Here is a 17,767-nt window from a genome sequence, read left to right as displayed (position 1 = left end):
CTGACGCTCGACAAACCGCTCACCCAGGAGGACATCATCTCGACGCGCTGCGGCTATTCCGGCGGCGACGTGCCCAACGCGACCTATCGCAACCACGGCACCCATGCCGAGGCCATCGATATCACGTTCGACCCGAGCCGGATCAGCTATCGCGAACTGCTGGAATTCTTCTTCCAGATTCACGACCCCTCCACCAAGAACCGGCAGGGTAATGATCTGGGAACCAGCTATCGCTCAGCGATCTATTTTACGAGTGAAGCCCAGAAGCAGACCGCGCTGGACACAATCGCCGATGTCGATGCTTCCGGACTGTGGCCGGGCAAGGCGGTAACAGAGGTCGAGCCCGCGGGCGATTTCTGGGAGGCCGAGCCCGAGCACCAGGATTATCTGGAGCGCAATCCGAATGGCTATACGTGCCATTTCCCGCGGCCCAACTGGGTCTTGCCCAAGCGCGCCGCCGCGCAATAGGCAACAATTCGGCGGCCGGACCGATGGGGTCCGGTCGCCGTTTTTTTATTCCCACTCGATGGTGCCCGGGGGCTTTGAGGTCACGTCGTAGACGACGCGGTTGATGCCCTTGACCTCGTTGATGATCCGGGTCGCGGCGCGGCCGAGGAAATTCATGTCGAAAGCGTAGAAATCGGCGGTCATACCGTCCACCGATGTGACGGCGCGCAGGGCGCAGACGCTTTCATAGGTGCGGCCGTCGCCCATGACGCCAACGGTCTGGACCGGCAGCAGCACGGCGAAGGCCTGCCAGATGGTGTCGTAGAGCCCGGCCTTGCGGATTTCATCAAGATAGATGGCATCGGCCTGGCGTAGGATGTCGAGTTTTTCGCGGCTCACGCCGCCCGGAAGGCGGATGGCAAGGCCCGGCCCGGGGAATGGATGGCGGCCAACGAAATGTTCGGGCAGGCCCAGTTCGCGGCCCAACTTGCGCACTTCGTCCTTGAACAGTTCACGGAGCGGTTCGACGAGCTTCATGTTCATGCGCTCGGGCAGCCCACCGACATTGTGATGGCTCTTGATTGTGACCGAGGGACCACCGGTGAACGAGACGGATTCGATGACGTCGGGATAGAGCGTGCCCTGGGCGAGAAATTCGACGCCGCCGATCTTGGCGGCTTCCTTTTCGAACGTCTCGATGAACAAGCGGCCAATGATCTTGCGCTTGGCCTCGGGCTCGATGACGCCTTCAAGCTCGCCGATGAATTCATCAGAGGCATCAACGTGGACGAGCGGAATGTTGTACTGATGCCTGAACATCGAGACCACTTCGTCGGCCTCGTTCTTGCGCAGCAGACCGTGGTCGACGAAAATGCAGGTCAACTGGTTGCCGATGGCCTCGTGGATCAGGATGGCGGCCACCGATGAGTCAACGCCGCCCGACAGCCCGCAAATGACCTTCTTGTCGCCCACCTGTTCGCGGATGGCGGCCACGGCCTGTTCGCGATAGGCGGCCATGGTCCAGTTGGCATCGCAGCCGCAAATCTGGTGTACGAAGTTGGCGTACAGCCTGGCGCCATCGGGCGTGTGATAGACCTCGGGGTGGAACTGGACGCCGAAGAATTTGCACTCCTCATTGGCGATAATGGCAAATGGAGCGCCGGGCGAAGTGCCAACCACCTCGAAACCCTCAGGGATTTCGGAAACCTTGTCGCCGTGGCTCATCCACACCTGATAGGAATGGTCGAGTTCCCAGACGCCATCATAAAGCGAACAGTCCTTTTCGATGCGCACTTCGGCGCGTCCGAATTCGCGGACATAGCCGGGCTCCACGACCCCGCCCAGCGCCACGCAAAGGGCCTGCTGGCCGTAGCAGATGCCAAGAATGGGCACGCCGTAATCGAGCAGCTTTCGATCGACCTGGGGTGCGCCGTCCTCGATCACACTGGCCGGACCACCCGAGAGGATGATTCCCTTGGGTTTGAGCGCTTCGAGCGTGTCAGCGGCGGAGCTGAAGGGGTGGATTTCGCAATAGACCCCGGTTTCGCGCACCCGGCGGGCAATGAGCTGGGTGACCTGGGAACCGAAATCGACGATGAGGATGGTATCGGTGGGCGCGTCGTTCTGCATGGCGAGCCTTTAATTGGAATCGAGCGTTCAGGCAATGGGGAGAGCGACCTGAAACGCGACAATCCCGATGGATGCAAATAATGCAACCCCTTTTGCAACTCACTGCCGGTTTTGGCGTTGATAGGGCAAGCGGCGGCACACGGCAAACGGGCCGGAACGCCGAGAGAAAACGGGTTCTGCGCGGTCCCCCAAAGCGTCCCACTCCGCGCAATCCCGGTCAAAAGGCCAGTTGCGGTCCCATGCCCTCAGGCCTTTTGCAGCCACCCCGGATGTCCCTCGCATCCGGGGTGGTTTATTTGTGCGCCGCTTCGGGCTGGCGAACCGAATCCCGGACAATGAAAATCCGCGCATTGGGGGAAATGCGCGGATTCTCTCGTCAACGAGTGGCCTTTTGATCGCTACAGCCGCTTAGAAGACGAAGACCGTCAGGCTTGAGGACTGGCGGGTGACGCCAAGCACGCGGCCCGCGTCGTAGTTCGACCGGCTCAGAGAAGCTGCGACGAGCGGATCGGACCGCACAAGCCCCTGCAATTGCTGATACTTGCCGCTGTTCTCAAAGTAATCGGCAACAAATTCGCGGATATCGGGGCAGACCCGCAGCGCCTGAATCTGGATGTTGCTGGCGTTGTCCCAACCCGACAGGGTCGATTGCTCGAACATCTGGATCAGGGTGTAGGGATCGACGCCCATGCAGCTGGGGTCATTGGTGGCGAAGCGGCTGCCGTTGTTGTTGTTGTTGTTGTTACCGCCGCCGTTGACACCGCCGTTTCCGCCGTTGCCACCATTGCCGCCGTTTCCACCATTGCCGCCGTTGCCGCCGTTTCCACCATTACCGCCGTTGCCACCATTGCCGCCGATACCGACATCAACGTCGAGGATGTCGTCGCCGCCGACGCCGACATTGGCAGTCACATTGTCATCGAGGAGACCGGCATCAACGTCGAGTCCACGGCCATTGCCGGCGCTGACGTTGGCGTTCACCAGATCCCGCTCCTCGCCGCCGACATTGGCGTCGAGGACATTGCCGTCACCACCACCAACACCAACATTGACAAGCCCGTTGTCACCGGATTCGCCTCGGCCAATCGTAATGAGAGACTCGCTGTCCTTGTCTCCAATGATCCCCAGCAACGATCCGGCCTGGACGCTGGGCGCCATTGCCAAAGTCATTACGAGGGAAATTGAGACTCCAGTAAGAAATTTACGCATATCTTGCCTCCATATACGCCCGACAGCAGTTCATTGGGCCGAGCTTTAAAAACTGAACGAATCCAGTATTGCTCAACGTTGAGGACGACGTTTGCTCGTAGTTGATATGGGTGGCAATTTTTACCTGATTTTAACGTGAGGTTTACCCTACTCAACTGCATATAGTAGCGTTGTTTCTCCGTTTCCGGCCGTGTCGAACAGCTCAATGGCGGGATCTTCGGTTACTGCCATGGATCGCCGGTAAAACAGGCTGTCGCCGACATCGACATAGCTTTGGCGGCGATCGTATGATTGGGCGGGAAAGCGGTATCCGGCATATTCGCGCTCACGGCTGAGAATGAGGTGCAATCCATCGGGCGCTTCGCGCATATCGACGGCATCGACGCGATTGACGACCACACAGCAATCGTAGCGCACGAGACCGTCCGGATCGGCGCGCCAGTCATTGTAGATCAGCCCTACCCGCTGCAGAGGATCGGAGTAGCGGGCGATGACATCACCGAACCGCATCAGGAAATCGTCCCAGAAGCCATCGATGTCCTCTGAATAGCCCCGATAGCGCGTGGCCAGAAGCAGGAGCGGCATGCCGTCGTCCACCTGGACGAATTGAGCGTGTTTGATCGGGGCAACCGCCGTCCGCTCGCGCCCGTAAGCGGCCCTGTAGCGCCCTGGAAGAATCCCGAAAAACCGGTCGAACACGCGCGTGAACGCGGCCTGGCTCGCATAGCCCACGGCATATCCGATACGGCCGATCGGTTCGCGCGACCATTGCAGCCGCAGAGCCGCCGCATGCATACTCACCCGCCGCCGATACGCACCGGGAGGCTCTCCCACGGCGATGGCGAATGTGCGGTGAAGGTGATGGTGAGAAATATCGAGTTGGCGCGCTATGGCGCGGATGTATTCGACAGCGCCGTCATCGATGCCCGATTCTATCGACCTGACGGCCTTCTCGACCAGAAATTGTGTTTCGATTCCCTGCAACATACGCCAAAGATGCTCAACCTTGAGCAGGGCGTTTGTCCGCAGTTGATATGGGGCGCTATTTTTAACCCACGTTAATGTGAGATTCACTACTCAACTGCATAGAGCAGCGTCGTTTTTCCGGATCCGGCTTCGTCGTAAAGCTCGATTGCGGGGTCTTCGGTGACCGCGAGGGAGCGGCGGTAAAACAGATTGTCGCCGACATCGATATAGGCCTGCCGGCGGTCGTAGGCTCCCGCCTCGAAGCGATATCCGGCGTATTCGCGCTCCCGGCTGAGCACGAGATGCAGTCCGGCCGGCGGATTTCGCATATCCATGGCCTCCACGTCGCTGACAACCACGCAGCAATCATATCGAACACGGTTGTCGGGATCGGCCCGCCAATCGTTGTAGATCAATCCCACCCGGCGCAATGGCCTGGAGTGCCGGTCGATCACCGCGCGGAAACGGGTGAGAAAATCATCCCAAAAACTATCGATATGTTCAGCATGGCCTCGATAACGCTTGGCGAGCAGCAACAGGGGTACACCATCATCGACACGAATGAACTGGCCGCTCTGGACCGGGGGCACCGCAAGACGCTCCCTGCCGTAAGATGTTCTGTAGCGGCCCGGAAGTATGCCGAAAAACCTTTCAAACACCCGGGTCAGGGCTGCCTGGCTTGCATAGCCCACAGCATAGCCGATGCGACCGATCGGCTCGTGGGACCATTGCAGCCGGAGGGCGACAGCATGCATGCTTATGCGCCTCCGGTAAGCACCGGGAGGTTCGCCGACCGCCGCCGCAAACGTGCGATGGAGGTGATGGTGCGAAATGTTGAGTTGGTGCGCGATGGCGCGAACATAATCGACCGCGCCGTCCTCGATGCCAGACTCTATGGACCTGACAGCCTTCTCAACTAGAAATTGTGTTTGGGTTCCTGGCAACATCCCGAAAGGATGCCGCTATCAAATTTGACTATTGATAAGTTCGGTGGGGCAGTTTTATTCAAATTTTATATTGAATTTTACTTTGTATAAATCATACGCGCAGGAATAGTACTTACGTATTCAGCACGATGAGCGAAGCGTTCAATAAAGTTGCAAAACCGACCCACGCGGCATAAGGCACGAAAAGGAGCGCCGAAGCCCTATCTCGGGTCCATCTGTTAACGATAAAGGCGATGATCGCGGCGAGCATCGGTATTATAATCGCCATGGCCAGCCACAGGTTTTCGGCCGCGAAAAACGCGGGCGACCACACCCAGTTCAGGAGCATCTGGCCAACCCACAGGCCCATGCCGACACTCAGTGGTGCAGCGAGAAATGTGCGCCATCCAGCTATGGCGATCATGACGTAAAGCGCGAACCAGACCGGGCCAAATACCCAATTAGGCGGATTGAAGACGGGCTTTTCCAGCCCTGCATACCAGGCGCCCGGAGCGGTCTGGGTTCCGATGAGGGCTCCCACGCCGATGACGACGACAAGAAAGGCCGCCAACGCAATGAGCGCACGCGGTTTTTTGACGTCGATCGATGTTGCTGCATGTGTCATGCCTGCATAAACGGGGCCCAATCCGATTTAGTTTCACCCGGACGGAATTTTACGCCGTTCAGAGATTGCAATCTCGGTCGAGATCCATGGAAATCGACTGCTCCGTGCCGTCTGCACCGGCAAAGGAGATCAGGACGCCGCGCTCGTCGGAGGTCCAGTTCACATCGAGCGATCCGAAGGTTGGCTCGGTGGCCTCGATATCGAGACCGCAGCGTATCTGGATCGGCTCACCCTGCAGCCCCGGCATCTCGATAATGGCCTGATGGGTGCAGCCTCCGCGTTCGCAGGTCTCGATCAGATAGAGATCGACCTGGCCGGAGGGCGACACGAAATCGTAGCGGATGTCGTCAGCCGATCCCGAGACCAGGAACAGGGCAGCAATGCCAACTATGGCCAAGGCGGCGAGCAGCAGGACAGACCCGAAGACAATCACGATCCACCGGCTTGCCATGGCCCCTACCCCCTCTTGAGCACCGCGCAGAAAAAGCCGTCGGTGTCGGTCGCGGCAGGGGTGAGTGTAACCGTGTTTGGGTTCGTGCTCAAAAGTTTCGGCGCATCGGGGAAAAGCGTGTCCCAGCGTTCGGAGAGCGGAACCGGGGCGAAACCGTCGTGGCGCGCGAGAAATGCTGCAATCTGATCGTCGTTTTCCTGCGGCAGGATCGAACAGGTTATGTAAACGAGTTCGCCACCCGGTTTGAGAAAGCGCACGGCCTCATCGAGCACCTGGACCTGATCGACCATGCGCGCTTCGAGTTGGGCCGGCGTGAGCTTCCACTTGGTGTCAGGCCGACGCCGCCACGTCCCCGTGCCCGTACAGGGGGCATCGATGACCACGCGATCCATCTTGCCCACCAGATCGTCCAGCGCTCCCGGATCGGGATTACGCACCTGCGCGTTGCGCACGCCATTGCGCTTTAGGCGCTCATGAATCGGGGCGAGCCGTGTGCGCTGGGCATCATAGGCAAAGATCTGCCCGGTGTTGCCCATGGCGGCGGCAAGAGCGAGCGTTTTGCCGCCTGCCCCGGCGCAAAGATCGAGCACCTGCTCGCCCATCCTGGCGCCGGCCAGCAATGTCACGACCTGGCTGCCTTCGTCCTGAATTTCGAACCAGCCCTTCTGATAGCCCTCGTCGGCCTGAACGTTGGCAGTGCGCGCATCGTTGGGACCGGAGGGCAGACGCAGTCCGTCGGGCGCAATGGCGGTGGGTTGAGGGGCGAAGCGGGACAGGGATTTTTCCACCCGGGTGCGCTCGGATTTGAGCCGGTTGACGCGCATGTCGAGCGGTGGGCGGGTGGTCATGCCCCTGCCCTGTTCGGCCCAATCGCTGCCAAAATTACGGGCGAGCGGCTCGGCCAGCCACTCGGGCACATCGGCTTTGATGTGATCGGGCGCATCGGCAAAAGCTGAATCGGATGAAAGCTTTAGCGCCTCGGCCTCGGAAATCGATTCCGGCGCGAACTTGTCAGCGCTGAAGTCCTGATTGAGGACGTTAATGTCCTGATTCCAGTCGTTGACCGCAACCGAAAGGATCAGCGCACGCGGGGTATCCTCACCCATGCGCCAGGCATGGCTGGCCCGCTTGCGCAGCGCATCGTAAACCAGGTTGCCAATGGCGGCGCGATCGCCCGCCCCGGCAAAACGGTGGTCGAGCGCCCAGCCCTTGAGGGCTTCGGAAGCGGGCCGCTTGCGCGCTTCCATATCGGCGAGCACTTCGATGGCGGCGGCCATTCGTCCGGGAAGACGCATCAGTTGGCCTCGCCAAACGAACAGACATTGACGCGAACACCGGAGATATCAACGAAGTCGAACCACCGCATTGACGGCTGTTGATGAATCTCGGTGACTTCCCTGCCATCCGCGATCAGTGCGTTTCGGAGCGCCTCAGGATCAGGGCTGAAGAGATTGAAGGCGACATAAGGATTGCTGATCGTATCGACCGGAATCAGCGTCAAAGCGGTTGCCTTTGCTTCCCCCTCGTCAAACCGCAAGCCGATGTAACCGCCCGAGCGGAAAATCTCGGTCATTGAAAACATGCGCGCATACCATTTGGCAGCACTGTCGGTATCCAGAGCCGGAACGAAAATAGTATCGATACGCGTTGCCAGAGCCATAGGTCAGACCGTTTGAAATGCGAGGACGAGACGCACAAGGATCGCAATCCAAAGTGCAATGAGAATACAGAACCCCACGACATAGGCGGAAAATCGCCGATAGACATGGTTGGAGGTGACATGGATCGTCGCATGGACGATCCGGCTGGCAACGAACGCCCAGGCCAAGACCACTTCAGGCCAGCCCGCGCCAAGATAGAGCGTGATCGCGATGCCGATGGCAAACAGCACCGGAAGCTGGAACTGGTTATTGAAGGCATTGGACGCCTTCTGGGCATCTTCGGGCCAGGGGCTGGTGTCGAGCGCGATGTCACGCACGGCGATCTTTTTGTCCGCGACCAGCGGCAGCCGCCGCCGGCCGAGGATGAACAACAAGAATATCGTCAGCGCACCCTGCGTCCACAGCGCAAGCAGGATCAGCAGGATGGCCAGACTCATGGGGCTACTTTCCGCGATAGTTGGGGCTCTCGCGGGTGATCGTCACGTCATGGACGTGGCTTTCGCCCAGTGCTGCGGAGCTTATCTTGACGAACGTCGCTTCGCGCCGGAACGTTTCGAGATCTTTCGAGCCGGTATAGCCCATGGCGGCGCGCAAGCCGCCGGCAAGCTGATGCAAGACGGCACCGGCCTGGCCCTTGTAGGGCACGGCGCCTTCGATCCCTTCGGGCACCAGCTTCATCTGATCGCTGACTTCCTGCTGGAAATAGCGATCGGCCGAACCACGCGCCATGGCGCCGACCGAGCCCATGCCGCGATAGGATTTATAAGAGCGCCCCTGGTAGAGATAGACTTCGCCGGGGCTTTCGTCGGTGCCGGCAAGGAGCGAGCCGACCATGGCAACCGATGCGCCACCGGCCAGCGCCTTGGCCAGATCGCCCGAAAACTTGATGCCGCCATCGGCGATGACCGGAACGCCCTGCTTGTCGGCCTCTTCGGCACAGCCCATGACCGCGGCAAGCTGGGGCACGCCCACACCGGCTACGATGCGGGTGGTGCAGATCGAGCCGGGGCCGATGCCGACCTTGATCGAATCCGCGCCGGCATCGATCAGGGCTTTGGTGGCCTCGGCCGTGGCGACATTGCCGGCGACGATGCGGGTGGAATTGGATTGGCGCTTGACGCGTTCGACGGCCTCGGCGACGCGGACCGAATGGCCGTGGGCGGTATCGATGACCAGAAGATCGACGCCAGCATCGATCAGCGCCATGGAGCGCTCGAACCCCTGATCGCCCGTGGTCGAGGCTGCGGCAACCCGGAGCCGGCCGTGGGCGTCCTTGATTGCGGAGGGGTGAAGCTGGGCCTTTTCCATATCCTTGACGGTGATCAACCCGATGCAGTTGTTGTGCTCGTCGACAACCAGCAGCTTTTCGATGCGGTGCTGATGGAGAAGCCGCTTGGCTTCTTCCTGACTTACGCCCTCGCGCACCGTGATGAGCTGATCGCGGGTCATGAGATCGGAGATCTTGTGGCGGTCGTTTGAGGCGAAGCGCACGTCGCGGTTGGTGAGGATACCCACCAGCTTGCCGTTGTTGCGCCCGCCGGTGCCGCCATTGGCGACCACGGGGATGCCGGAAATCTTGTAGCGGTCCATGAGTGCATAGGCATCGGCCAGAGTCGCATCGGGGCCGATGGTAATGGGATTGACCACCATGCCGGATTCGAAATGCTTGACCTGCTTGACCTGTTCGGCCTGCTGCTCGGGTGTGAGGTTGCGATGGATGACGCCCATGCCACCGGCCTGTGCCATGGCAATGGCCATATTGGCCTCGGTGACCGTATCCATGGCCGAGGAGAGGATCGGCAGATTGAGCGCTATGTCCTTTGTGACATAGCTCCTGATGTCGACGTCTGTGGGCAGCACGTCCGAACGGGCGGGCTGGAGCAGCACGTCGTCAAATGTCAGTGCGGAATCACCAGTGATGGAGGAAATAATCTTCGCCAAGGCCAGCCCCTTTCGTGCCCTTCATCGTAGAACGGATGAATGTCGATGGTTTAGCGTGACGCGTCGTCGGCTTTATGACCGATCCGTCCCGTCCGCATTGTCCGCTTGGCCGATGCGGGAGGTAGACTCGCACCGGCTTTGGGTTGGCGAGGGTCATTAACACCGAGCGGAGGGTTTGGGAAGTGGGGGAAGCGGTTCTATCTCGCTTCGCCTCGGGACAAGTGTTAATCTCGACACTTCAATTTGAGGGCATGGACATGATCTTCCTCTTTTCTCTGGTACTTGGTATTGTGGCGGGGCTGCGGGCGATGACGCCTGCTGCCGCGCTGAGTTGGGCGGCCTTTCTGGGGTGGATCGATCTTTCGGCCACGCCGTTCGCCTTTCTGGGGCACCCGCTTGCCGTTGCGATCTTCACGCTGGCGGCGCTGGGAGAACTTGTGACCGACCAATTGCCGCAGACCCCGAGCCGCAAGGTGCCTGTTCAGTTCGGCGCCCGGATCGTCATGGGCGCTCTGGCCGGCGGCGAGCTGGGGCTGCCATCGGGCATGTGGATCGGCGGAGCGATTGCCGGGGTCGTCGGTGCTATCATCGGCACGCTGGGCGGTTATGAAGCCCGCAAGCGCCTCGTGGCAACCAATGGCGGCAATGACCGGCCGATCGCGCTGCTCGAGGACGCGATTGCAGTGATTCTGGCACTTCTCGTCGTGTGGCTGGCGGCATGACGGAGCGGTTCGACGCCATTGTCGTCGGAGCGGGTCAGGCCGGGCCCTCGCTTGCCGCGCGTTTGGCCGGCCAGGGCCAGAAGGTTGCACTGATCGAGCGCAAGCTTTTGGGCGGGACCTGCGTCAATACCGGTTGCACACCGACCAAAACGATGGTGGCAAGCGCCTATGTCGCCCACATGGCCCGGCGGGCTGCCGATTACGGAGTGACGCTTTCAGGCCCCGTTTCCATCGATATGGCGGCGGTGATGGGCCGCAAGGACGGGATCGTCCAAGCATCCCGCTCGGGGCTGAACGATTGGCTGACCGGAACAGAAAACCTCACGCTTATCGAGGGCCATGCCCGCTTTGTCGCCGACCACACGATTACGGTCGGCGAGCGCACGCTGGAGGCACCGCGCATTTTTCTCAATGTCGGCGGGCGGGCGGTCATCCCCGACTATCCGGGAATCGATGATATCGACATCCTGACCAACAGCTCCATTCTCGCATTGGCCGAGGTTCCGCGCCACCTCGTGGTTGTGGGCGGGGGCTATATCGGGCTGGAATTTGCGCAGATGTTTGCCCGGTTCGGCAGCAAGGTGACCGTTGTCGAGCGCGGGGACCGGCTGCTCAAACGCGAGGATGAAGACGCCTCGCAGACCGTCGCCGAGATTCTGACGGCTGAGGGCATCGACATCAGGCTCAATGCCGATTGTATCGCGTTCTCGCGGTCCGAGGACGGCCCGGTCGTCAAGGTCAACTGTACGGCGGGTGCCCCGGAAATTACCGGTTCGCATGTACTCGTGGCGATCGGGCGCCAGCCCAACACCGACGATCTCGGGCTCGACAAGACCGGCATCGCAACCAATGATCGCGGCTATATCATCACCAATGAACGCCTTGAGACCTCGGTCGAGGGTATCTGGGCGGTGGGCGATTGCAACGGACGGGGCGCCTTCACCCACACGGCCTACAATGATTACGAGATCGTGGCAGACAATCTCGAAGGAGCGGATCGTTCGGTCGAAATGCGGACCGACGCCTATGCGCTTTACACCGACCCGCCGCTGGGACGGGCCGGCCTGACTGTTGCCGAGGCCAAAAAACGCGACCATCGGGTGCTTGTCGGCCAGCGTCCCATGACGCGTGTCGCGCGTGCCAAAGAAAAAGGCGAAAGCGTCGGCTACATGAAGGTCGTCGTCGATGCCGACAGCAACAGGATCATCGGCGGGGCGATTTTCGGCGTCGGAGGCGATGAAGCCATCCATGTTCTGCTCGATGCCATCCAGTCCGGCATGGCCTATGCCGATCTGAAAAACACCATGCACATTCACCCGACGGTCAGCGAGCTTATCCCGACGATTCTAGGGGAACTGCAGGAGGCTTAGAGCCGTTCAGGATTTGCCTGAATCAAATCCTTGGCTCTAAACCCTTGTTTTGTCGCGTGTTCGAACCGCCAAACCGTTTCCATCCCCGATCGCGTCGAGGACGTGCTTTTGCTGAATCTAGCTGCCCTGCCGACCGCACCGGCCCTGATCCGCAAGCTATGCAGCAATATCTGAAATCGCCCGGTCGGGATGCGACAGCTCAATGGTCGGCGACTTGAACCCCATCGCAATCCAGGCTCCGAGCAGCCGGGCGTAAAATCTTGCAGTCTGGAGCTTGCCTGCGGGAATGGCGTCGTCGAGCGGAGGCAGACCCTCGCGATCGGCAACGACGGTCCGCAAATCGGCTGGTGGCACCGCGCCATCCGGCCACAGGCTGCCGTAGAGACTAAGCCAGTGACCATTCTGGAATTCCAGGAAAATCGGCGTATTGCAGCATGAGGCGACGACACGACGGGTCGGGGAGTCCGGCTTGATGCGGTAGGCGACCAGCACGTCCAGCCCTTTTGAAAACGTCACCCGGTCCTTGCGGTAGAGGACAAAATGGGTACCCCCGTTCTGGCCGATCATTGGACGGGCCAGCGGCAGCTCGGCGAGAGCTTCACCTGCCGTGCGGCAGCTTGTGCAATGGCATTCCGTGGCAATGAACGGGCCCTGGTGCAGTGTCAGTGCAGCTTTGCCGCACCCACAGCTTATCTCGGTGGTCTCGGACATATCGAACCTCCCTATTGTGCGCCGGAGGCCTCTTCCATGTTCATCCAGACCGGCTCGAAGATATTGCCATCGGGATCTTCGAATGCACGGCCATACATGAAGCCCAAGTCCTGGGGCTCGCGGATGTCGGCTTTGCCGCCCGCCTTGCCGGCCGCTTCGGTAATCGCATCGACCGCCTCACGGCTGTCACAGGACAGCGCGATCAACGCGCCGGCCGCGGCATGGGCGTCGGCAATCGGCCTGGTCGTGAAGGTGGAGAAATAGTCGTGCGTGAGCAACATGAAGGTGATCGCATCCGACCACATCATCGAAGAGACTTCATCGCTGGAGAAGTCGGCATTTTTGGTGCAGCCGATCGCCTCGTAAAAGCTTGTGGCCGCTGCAAGATCCCGAACCGGCAGGTTCACGAAAATCATCTTGGTCATTGTGTCGTCCTCAATTGTTCCCGAAGCGCATCTGCGCCCTCAGGGTTAAGACGGACCAGCTTCGCCGATCCCGACACGGGGGTATAGATTTTTTTGCGCAGGCGCGGGCTATTCGCGGATATCCTGATAGTCGACCGTCGCCGGCTTGCCGCGAAACGTCATGGAAAAGAAGTTCTTGGCATAGACCAGACCGGTCCGGATGATGCCTTCCTTCTCGATCCTGCGGCCCGATGTGTTCATGCGCAGCTTGTGGGTCCATTTGACCGGACCGATCTTGGAGAGCCGCACGGCGACGTCGGTGTCCTCGCCGTAGAAGGTGATGGAGCGGTCATAGCCACCGGTCTGTTCCCAGGCCTCGCGGCGGAAAACGAAATTGCCGCCGTGGATCACCGATCCGACGCGCAGGATGAACCGACTCAGGATGTAAGTGCAGTAGGTGAAGGCGTAGAACACCTCGACCAGGGCCAGTTGGCTGCGCTTGAGGTCGTAGTAGTGATAGGGACCGGACACGCAGACGAGCTTGGGATGGGCTTCGAATTCGTCAAAAACCGTGGTCAGCCAGCCTTCCGGGACCATGGTATCGGCGTCGATATTGGCGACCAGGTCATAGCCTTCCGAGGCGACGAAACCGGCGTGACGGGCATGCACGAGGCCCTTGTTGGTTTCCTTGACGACCCGCACACCGGCATAGCTCGCGGCGATCTCGCCGGTCCGGTCAGTGGAGGCGTTGTCGACAACGACCACGTCGGCGGGGTGTCCGCTGCGCTTGATTTCGGCCATCACCGCGTCGAGGCACTGACCGATCATTGCCTCTTCATTGTAGGCGGGGATTACAAAAACGAGCCGCATGAAGCCTCTCGGGAATTGGTGCGAAGTTGCCCGATAAACGGGGAACACCGCCACTTGTCAACGCGATAAAAGCTCTTTTAAGGCGTATGCGCAGCCAGCACGGCCCCCATTTGCACAAAAAACGTCCGGTGTGGCACCTGGGCCAGCCCAATTGCCGCGGGCTGTTCAGAGCGCGAAAATATCCGCATCGGGATCGATTCGACCTGTGAGGGCCGTGGAGACCCGTTCGGTTCGTTTTTTCAGCGGGCGTGGCGTCCCGTCTGCCAGACCGGCTCGCCGGTGCGCAGATCGAGCGTCCGCTTCAAGCGGCTTCCCGCGCCTTCTCGCGCGTGGTCCAACCGTCTCCCAGCCACTCGCGCACCGTTATGGTGATTTCCTGCCCATCGATATCGATGAGGTTGTAGGCGTTGGGTTCTCCCCGCAGCCGGGTCGATGTCGTCGAGGCGGCCTGGGCGACCAGGATATGGCCTTCGCTGCTTTCGCGCGGTCCGCTGGGAACGGCCGCGCGCACCTCGCCCGCATGGGCATGGCGGCGAACATAGGACATGTGAAAATGGCCCGAGAGCACCAGCCGCACACCAATGCGCGAGAAGACCTTCAGAGCCCTGTCGGCGCGGCGCACCCTGTTCTGGTGCCGCGCCATGGGCTCTTCGGGGTGCAGCAGGGGATGATGGGCGATCACGATCTTGACGGTGTCGGCCGGCACCTCGGCAAATCGGGTCTCAAGACGTTGGAGCTGCGTCTTGCTGATCGCACCATCGGACCAGTTGAGCGAATGAAAATTGGCGCGCCGGGACGTCTTGAGCCCGGCCAGCGCAACGCCGTCGCGATGCAGAAACGGTTCGAGTTCGTTGTCGATATATCGGCGGTAGTGGCCGTATGGGTTCACGAAGCGCTTGATGAGATTGCGCTCGGGGACATCGTGATTGCCGGGGACCGAGATAAAGGGGGCGGGCAACCGATCGAGAAAGTCGCGAGCGCGGGCAAACTCTGCGGCTGTGCCGATCTGGGTGAAATCTCCCGAGACAACAATGAGCTCTGGCTTCTGGGCCGCAATTTCAGCGGCCATCGAGGCAACGACGCTGTCGTCGTGATGACCGAAATGCAGGTCGGAGAGGTGGACAAGTCGCATCAGGCGGGCTGCCCCGTGGCTCCTGGCTGCGCGACTGCTTCGGCCTGTTCGTCGGCCATCTCTTCCTTGATGGCCCGGAGCGGCGCCAGAACCGAGAGGGCGCGGGGGTAGATCTTGAATTCCAAGGGGGCCTCCATGGATTGCACTTCTCCGTCTATCATCAGCTGAAGCCTTGGCTTTTTGGTGCGTATGGTTACCGAACGGGCCGTCGATATATCAAGCGCTTCATAGTCGCGCCAATGGCCGGCCAGCATGCCGGTGGCGAGCCTGAACACGTCGCCGATCCGGAGGTGACGCAGGACATAGATGGTGAGCAGCCCTGTATCGAGTTTATCGCGATGGAAAAACCGTCCCAGCCCTTCATCATAGGCGTTGGTGGCCACAGCGATGGCCTGTACGCGTTCAATTCTGGACTGGCCGTCGCCGGTTGCGATCTCCAGCGCCAGCCGACGGGCCCGCGAAATGCGACGGTAGAAATAGCGCATGAAGCCGATCTTGGCACCCATGCCCTGCCCCCGGATGTATTCCCGACCGGCAGCGAGCTCGGGAATGACGCCGATGACGGCCTTGTGCAGGAAAATCGTGCCGTTGACTTCCGAAACGTCGATGGCAAGCGGTTCCACATCGCGCAAAGCCTCTATCGCCTCGTCCAGATCAAGGGGCATGCCCAGGTCGCGCGCCAGCAGGTTGGCCGTGCCGAGCGGCAGAATGGCCAGGTTCTTGTCGGAATGAATAATCGCGGTGGCAAGGGCCGTCACCGTGCCGTCACCTCCGGCGGCAATGATCGTATCGGCATCACTTTCGATCGCGTTGCGGATGCGATCGGACAGTTCGGTCTGAGGATCGGCGTCAATGGTGACCTCCAACCCGTGTGCGGCGAACATCGCCCGAAGCGTGTCGGACGTCACCCCCAGCGCCTGAACGGTACCGGAGTTTACATTGAGGACGAGATGGAAGCGACGTTGAGTCATTGTGCCTGCCCGATCGGAGAAACCCGCTGCGTCAACGCGCGGGAGCGGTGAAAGGTTCGCCTGGTGGAATTTATCCTTTCTACGCATTGTCACGCTCAGCCTTAGCGGCAATGATGCGGCCAACAAGAAAAATATCCAGCCTCGGTCCGGTTTATTGTCCCGTCTGATCCCGCTCATCCTGGCGGTCGCCCTGTTTATGGAAAACATGGACGCGACAGTCATCGCCACCTCGCTGCCAGCCATTGCGGCCGATATCGGCACGACGCCGGTCGCTCTGAAGCTGGCGTTTACCGCCTATTTCGTGGCCCTTGCCATCTTCATTCCGATCAGCGCGTGGCTGGCCGACAAGTTCGGCGCCAAGACGGTTTTCCGTGCGGCAATTTTGGTGTTTATCGCGGGATCGATCGCCTGCGCCTTTTCCGGATCGTTGCCTGAATTCATCATTGCGCGATTCCTCAAAGGCATGGGCGGGGCGATGATGAGCCCGCTTGCCCGCCTCATCCTGTTGCGCACCACCGAACGCAAGGATCTGGTCAACGCCATGGCGTGGCTGACCATTCCGGCCCTGATCGGCCCCACGCTCGGCCCTCCGGTCGGCGGGTTCCTGACCACGTTTTTGTCCTGGCACTGGATCTTCATCATCAACGTACCGATCGGGCTGGCCGGTGTGATTCTCATCACCAAATACCTGCCCCACGTGGAGTCCGCCACCCAACGGCCCATGGATTTTCCCGGGTTCTTTCTTTCGGCCATCGCCTTTTCCGGGATCGTTTTCGGGCTCTCCCTGCTTTCGATGCCCGTGCTGCCGCTTTGGGTTGCTCTGGTTTCCACGGCCGTTGGCATCGCCGCGGCCGTCATCTACGTGCCATACGCGCTGCGGATCGAGCATCCGCTGCTTGACCCACGGCTTTTCGTGCATCCGTCCTACAGGGCGGTCATTGCCGGCACGTCGCTTTTTCTGATCGGCGCGGGGGCAACCCCTTTTCTGCTGCCGCTCATGCTGCAGGTCGGTTTCGGCTATACCCCGTTCGAATCGGGAATGATCACGTTTGTCGGCGCCATCGGCGCCCTGTGCATGAAATTCATCGCCAAGCCGATTTATCAGCGCATCGGGTTTCGCACCGCCCTTATGACAGCCGGTGTGCTGTCTGCCCTGGGCCTGGCCATCAAGGGCACTTTCGTACCCCAGACCCCGATCATCGTGATGATGGTGGTGATTTTTGTCGTGGGCATTGTTCGCTCGCTCTATTTTACCGGCCAGAATGCGCTGGCCTTTGCCGATATCGACGAGGACGAGGCCGGGCCGGCAACCGCCATTCATGCCGTCATGCGCCCGATCGCGACGGCGCTTGCTGTCGCCACAGCCGGCGGTGTGCTGGAGGTTTCGAGCCATCTGCGCGGCCAGCCGCTGGGCGTTGACGATTTTCACACGGCCTTTTTCGTGATCGCCGCCATATCGCTTCTTGCCATCGTGCCCTATCTGCGGCTCGAGAAGGAAGCGGGCAGCGACATTTCCGGGCAGCGCACGGCAACCCAGCGTCAGGCGGCGCTGGAAAAGGCGGAACAGCAAGGCTACCAGGGCCGTTCGCCGCGCTTTTAGAGCCGTCCAGGATTTGATTGAATCAAATCCTTGGCTCTAAGCCTTTGTTTTGTCGCGTGTCCGAACCGCAAAACCGCTTCCATCCCCGATCGCGTCGAGGACATGCTTTTGCTGGACACGCTCTAGTGCAGG

General features: G+C 60.4%; 19 protein-coding genes. 4 read left to right on the top strand and 15 right to left on the bottom strand.

Annotated features, from left to right (window positions below; genetic code table 11):
* On the top strand, positions 1-468 hold the full coding sequence (gene msrA, locus AACZ55_RS11050; RefSeq protein WP_339646070.1) for a peptide-methionine (S)-S-oxide reductase MsrA: 468 nt from the start codon (positions 1-3) through the stop codon (positions 466-468).
* A gap of 45 nt (positions 469-513) precedes the next feature.
* Here the strand turns inward: msrA and guaA are convergent, their stop codons facing one another.
* From guaA to guaB, 10 genes are all read right to left on the bottom strand, one after another.
* On the bottom strand, positions 514-2,076 hold the full coding sequence (gene guaA / locus AACZ55_RS11045) for a glutamine-hydrolyzing GMP synthase (RefSeq protein ID WP_339646068.1): 1,563 nt from the start codon (positions 2,074-2,076) through the stop codon (positions 514-516).
* A 408-nt stretch (positions 2,077-2,484) separates the two neighbouring features.
* Complete coding sequence (locus tag AACZ55_RS11040; protein ID WP_339646066.1) at positions 2,485-3,285, bottom strand: hypothetical protein; 801 nt, start codon at positions 3,283-3,285, stop codon at positions 2,485-2,487.
* A gap of 147 nt (positions 3,286-3,432) precedes the next feature.
* On the bottom strand, positions 3,433-4,272 hold the full coding sequence (locus tag AACZ55_RS11035) for a helix-turn-helix domain-containing protein (protein ID WP_339646064.1): 840 nt from the start codon (positions 4,270-4,272) through the stop codon (positions 3,433-3,435).
* Positions 4,273-4,358: 86 nt separating this feature from the next.
* Entirely contained in the window at positions 4,359-5,198 is an 840-nt protein-coding gene (locus AACZ55_RS11030) for a helix-turn-helix domain-containing protein (RefSeq protein ID WP_339646063.1), read from the bottom strand.
* A gap of 112 nt (positions 5,199-5,310) precedes the next feature.
* A complete protein-coding gene (locus AACZ55_RS11025; protein WP_339646061.1) occupies positions 5,311-5,802 on the bottom strand; it encodes a TspO/MBR family protein in 492 nt (163 codons plus the stop codon).
* Between the two features lie 58 nt (positions 5,803-5,860).
* Complete coding sequence (locus AACZ55_RS11020) at positions 5,861-6,253, bottom strand: hypothetical protein (RefSeq protein WP_339646059.1); 393 nt, start codon at positions 6,251-6,253, stop codon at positions 5,861-5,863.
* A gap of 5 nt (positions 6,254-6,258) precedes the next feature.
* Positions 6,259-7,548, bottom strand: a complete 1,290-nt coding sequence (locus AACZ55_RS11015) for an RsmB/NOP family class I SAM-dependent RNA methyltransferase (RefSeq protein WP_339646057.1) — start codon at positions 7,546-7,548, stop codon at positions 6,259-6,261.
* Positions 7,548-7,826 (bottom strand): hypothetical protein, encoded by a 279-nt coding sequence (locus tag AACZ55_RS11010; protein ID WP_339646055.1) that lies wholly within the window; start codon positions 7,824-7,826, stop codon positions 7,548-7,550. The genes AACZ55_RS11015 and AACZ55_RS11010 overlap by 1 nt, the downstream gene beginning before the upstream one ends.
* A 90-nt stretch (positions 7,827-7,916) precedes the next feature.
* On the bottom strand, positions 7,917-8,351 hold the full coding sequence (locus AACZ55_RS11005; RefSeq protein ID WP_339646054.1) for an MAPEG family protein: 435 nt from the start codon (positions 8,349-8,351) through the stop codon (positions 7,917-7,919).
* A gap of 4 nt (positions 8,352-8,355) precedes the next feature.
* Positions 8,356-9,855, bottom strand: coding sequence for an IMP dehydrogenase (gene guaB, locus AACZ55_RS11000; protein WP_338607186.1), 1,500 nt, complete (start codon positions 9,853-9,855; stop codon positions 8,356-8,358).
* Positions 9,856-10,112: 257 nt separating this feature from the next.
* On the opposite strand from guaB, the gene AACZ55_RS10995 reads away from it, so the two are divergent.
* Together AACZ55_RS10995 and AACZ55_RS10990 are read left to right on the top strand one after the other, a co-directional pair.
* Positions 10,113-10,577: a DUF4126 family protein gene (locus AACZ55_RS10995; RefSeq protein WP_339646071.1), complete on the top strand. Its 465-nt coding sequence runs from the start codon at positions 10,113-10,115 to the stop codon at positions 10,575-10,577.
* Complete coding sequence (locus AACZ55_RS10990) at positions 10,574-11,947, top strand: FAD-containing oxidoreductase (RefSeq protein WP_339646052.1); 1,374 nt, start codon at positions 10,574-10,576, stop codon at positions 11,945-11,947. The genes AACZ55_RS10995 and AACZ55_RS10990 overlap by 4 nt, the downstream gene beginning before the upstream one ends.
* 156 nt (positions 11,948-12,103) lie before the next feature.
* Here AACZ55_RS10990 and AACZ55_RS10985 read toward each other — a convergent pair whose 3' ends face one another.
* From AACZ55_RS10985 to AACZ55_RS10965, 5 genes are all read right to left on the bottom strand, one after another.
* Positions 12,104-12,658, bottom strand: coding sequence for a hypothetical protein (locus AACZ55_RS10985; protein WP_339646050.1), 555 nt, complete (start codon positions 12,656-12,658; stop codon positions 12,104-12,106).
* An 11-nt stretch (positions 12,659-12,669) separates the two neighbouring features.
* Positions 12,670-13,083 carry a VOC family protein gene (locus tag AACZ55_RS10980; protein WP_338607190.1) on the bottom strand — a complete coding sequence of 138 codons (414 nt, stop codon included), beginning with the start codon at positions 13,081-13,083 and terminating at the stop codon, positions 12,670-12,672.
* A gap of 108 nt (positions 13,084-13,191) precedes the next feature.
* A complete protein-coding gene (locus AACZ55_RS10975; protein WP_338607191.1) occupies positions 13,192-13,932 on the bottom strand; it encodes a glycosyltransferase family 2 protein in 741 nt (246 codons plus the stop codon).
* A 301-nt stretch (positions 13,933-14,233) separates the two neighbouring features.
* The gene (locus AACZ55_RS10970) at positions 14,234-15,064 is read right to left on the bottom strand and encodes a metallophosphoesterase (protein ID WP_339646048.1); all 831 of its coding nucleotides are present in this window, start codon (positions 15,062-15,064) and stop codon (positions 14,234-14,236) included.
* A complete protein-coding gene (locus tag AACZ55_RS10965; RefSeq protein WP_338607193.1) occupies positions 15,064-16,035 on the bottom strand; it encodes a diacylglycerol kinase family protein in 972 nt (323 codons plus the stop codon). Before AACZ55_RS10965 ends, AACZ55_RS10970 begins: the two co-directional genes overlap by 1 nt.
* A gap of 154 nt (positions 16,036-16,189) precedes the next feature.
* Here AACZ55_RS10965 and AACZ55_RS10960 point away from each other — a divergent pair, with 154 nt between their 5' ends.
* The gene (locus AACZ55_RS10960; protein WP_339646046.1) at positions 16,190-17,635 is read left to right on the top strand and encodes an MFS transporter; all 1,446 of its coding nucleotides are present in this window, start codon (positions 16,190-16,192) and stop codon (positions 17,633-17,635) included.
* The last annotated feature ends 132 nt before the right edge of the window (positions 17,636-17,767 follow it).

This window comes from uncultured Pelagibacterium sp. (assembly GCF_963972885.1).
Taxonomy (GTDB): Bacteria; Pseudomonadota; Alphaproteobacteria; order Rhizobiales; family Devosiaceae; genus Pelagibacterium; species Pelagibacterium nitratireducens.
This window is presented reverse-complemented; position numbering and strand designations above follow the sequence as displayed.

Bases quoted from the DNA above. Each gene is read 5' to 3' on its own strand.
- guaA (WP_339646068.1), bottom strand. From the start codon at position 2,076: ATGCAGAACGACGCGCCCACCGATACCATCCTCATCGTCGATTTCGGT.
- AACZ55_RS11040 (WP_339646066.1), bottom strand. From the start codon at position 3,285: ATGCGTAAATTTCTTACTGGAGTCTCAATTTCCCTCGTAATGACTTTG.
- AACZ55_RS11035 (WP_339646064.1), bottom strand. From the start codon at position 4,272: ATGTTGCAGGGAATCGAAACACAATTTCTGGTCGAGAAGGCCGTCAGG.
- AACZ55_RS11030 (WP_339646063.1), bottom strand. From the start codon at position 5,198: ATGTTGCCAGGAACCCAAACACAATTTCTAGTTGAGAAGGCTGTCAGG.
- AACZ55_RS11025 (WP_339646061.1), bottom strand. From the start codon at position 5,802: ATGACACATGCAGCAACATCGATCGACGTCAAAAAACCGCGTGCGCTC.
- AACZ55_RS11020 (WP_339646059.1), bottom strand. From the start codon at position 6,253: ATGGCAAGCCGGTGGATCGTGATTGTCTTCGGGTCTGTCCTGCTGCTC.
- AACZ55_RS11015 (WP_339646057.1), bottom strand. From the start codon at position 7,548: ATGCGTCTTCCCGGACGAATGGCCGCCGCCATCGAAGTGCTCGCCGAT.
- AACZ55_RS11010 (WP_339646055.1), bottom strand. From the start codon at position 7,826: ATGACCGAGATTTTCCGCTCGGGCGGTTACATCGGCTTGCGGTTTGAC.
- AACZ55_RS11005 (WP_339646054.1), bottom strand. From the start codon at position 8,351: ATGAGTCTGGCCATCCTGCTGATCCTGCTTGCGCTGTGGACGCAGGGT.
- AACZ55_RS10995 (WP_339646071.1), top strand. From the start codon at position 10,113: ATGATCTTCCTCTTTTCTCTGGTACTTGGTATTGTGGCGGGGCTGCGG.
- AACZ55_RS10990 (WP_339646052.1), top strand. From the start codon at position 10,574: ATGACGGAGCGGTTCGACGCCATTGTCGTCGGAGCGGGTCAGGCCGGG.
- AACZ55_RS10985 (WP_339646050.1), bottom strand. From the start codon at position 12,658: ATGTCCGAGACCACCGAGATAAGCTGTGGGTGCGGCAAAGCTGCACTG.
- AACZ55_RS10980 (WP_338607190.1), bottom strand. From the start codon at position 13,083: ATGACCAAGATGATTTTCGTGAACCTGCCGGTTCGGGATCTTGCAGCG.
- AACZ55_RS10975 (WP_338607191.1), bottom strand. From the start codon at position 13,932: ATGCGGCTCGTTTTTGTAATCCCCGCCTACAATGAAGAGGCAATGATC.
- AACZ55_RS10970 (WP_339646048.1), bottom strand. From the start codon at position 15,064: ATGCGACTTGTCCACCTCTCCGACCTGCATTTCGGTCATCACGACGAC.
- AACZ55_RS10965 (WP_338607193.1), bottom strand. From the start codon at position 16,035: ATGACTCAACGTCGCTTCCATCTCGTCCTCAATGTAAACTCCGGTACC.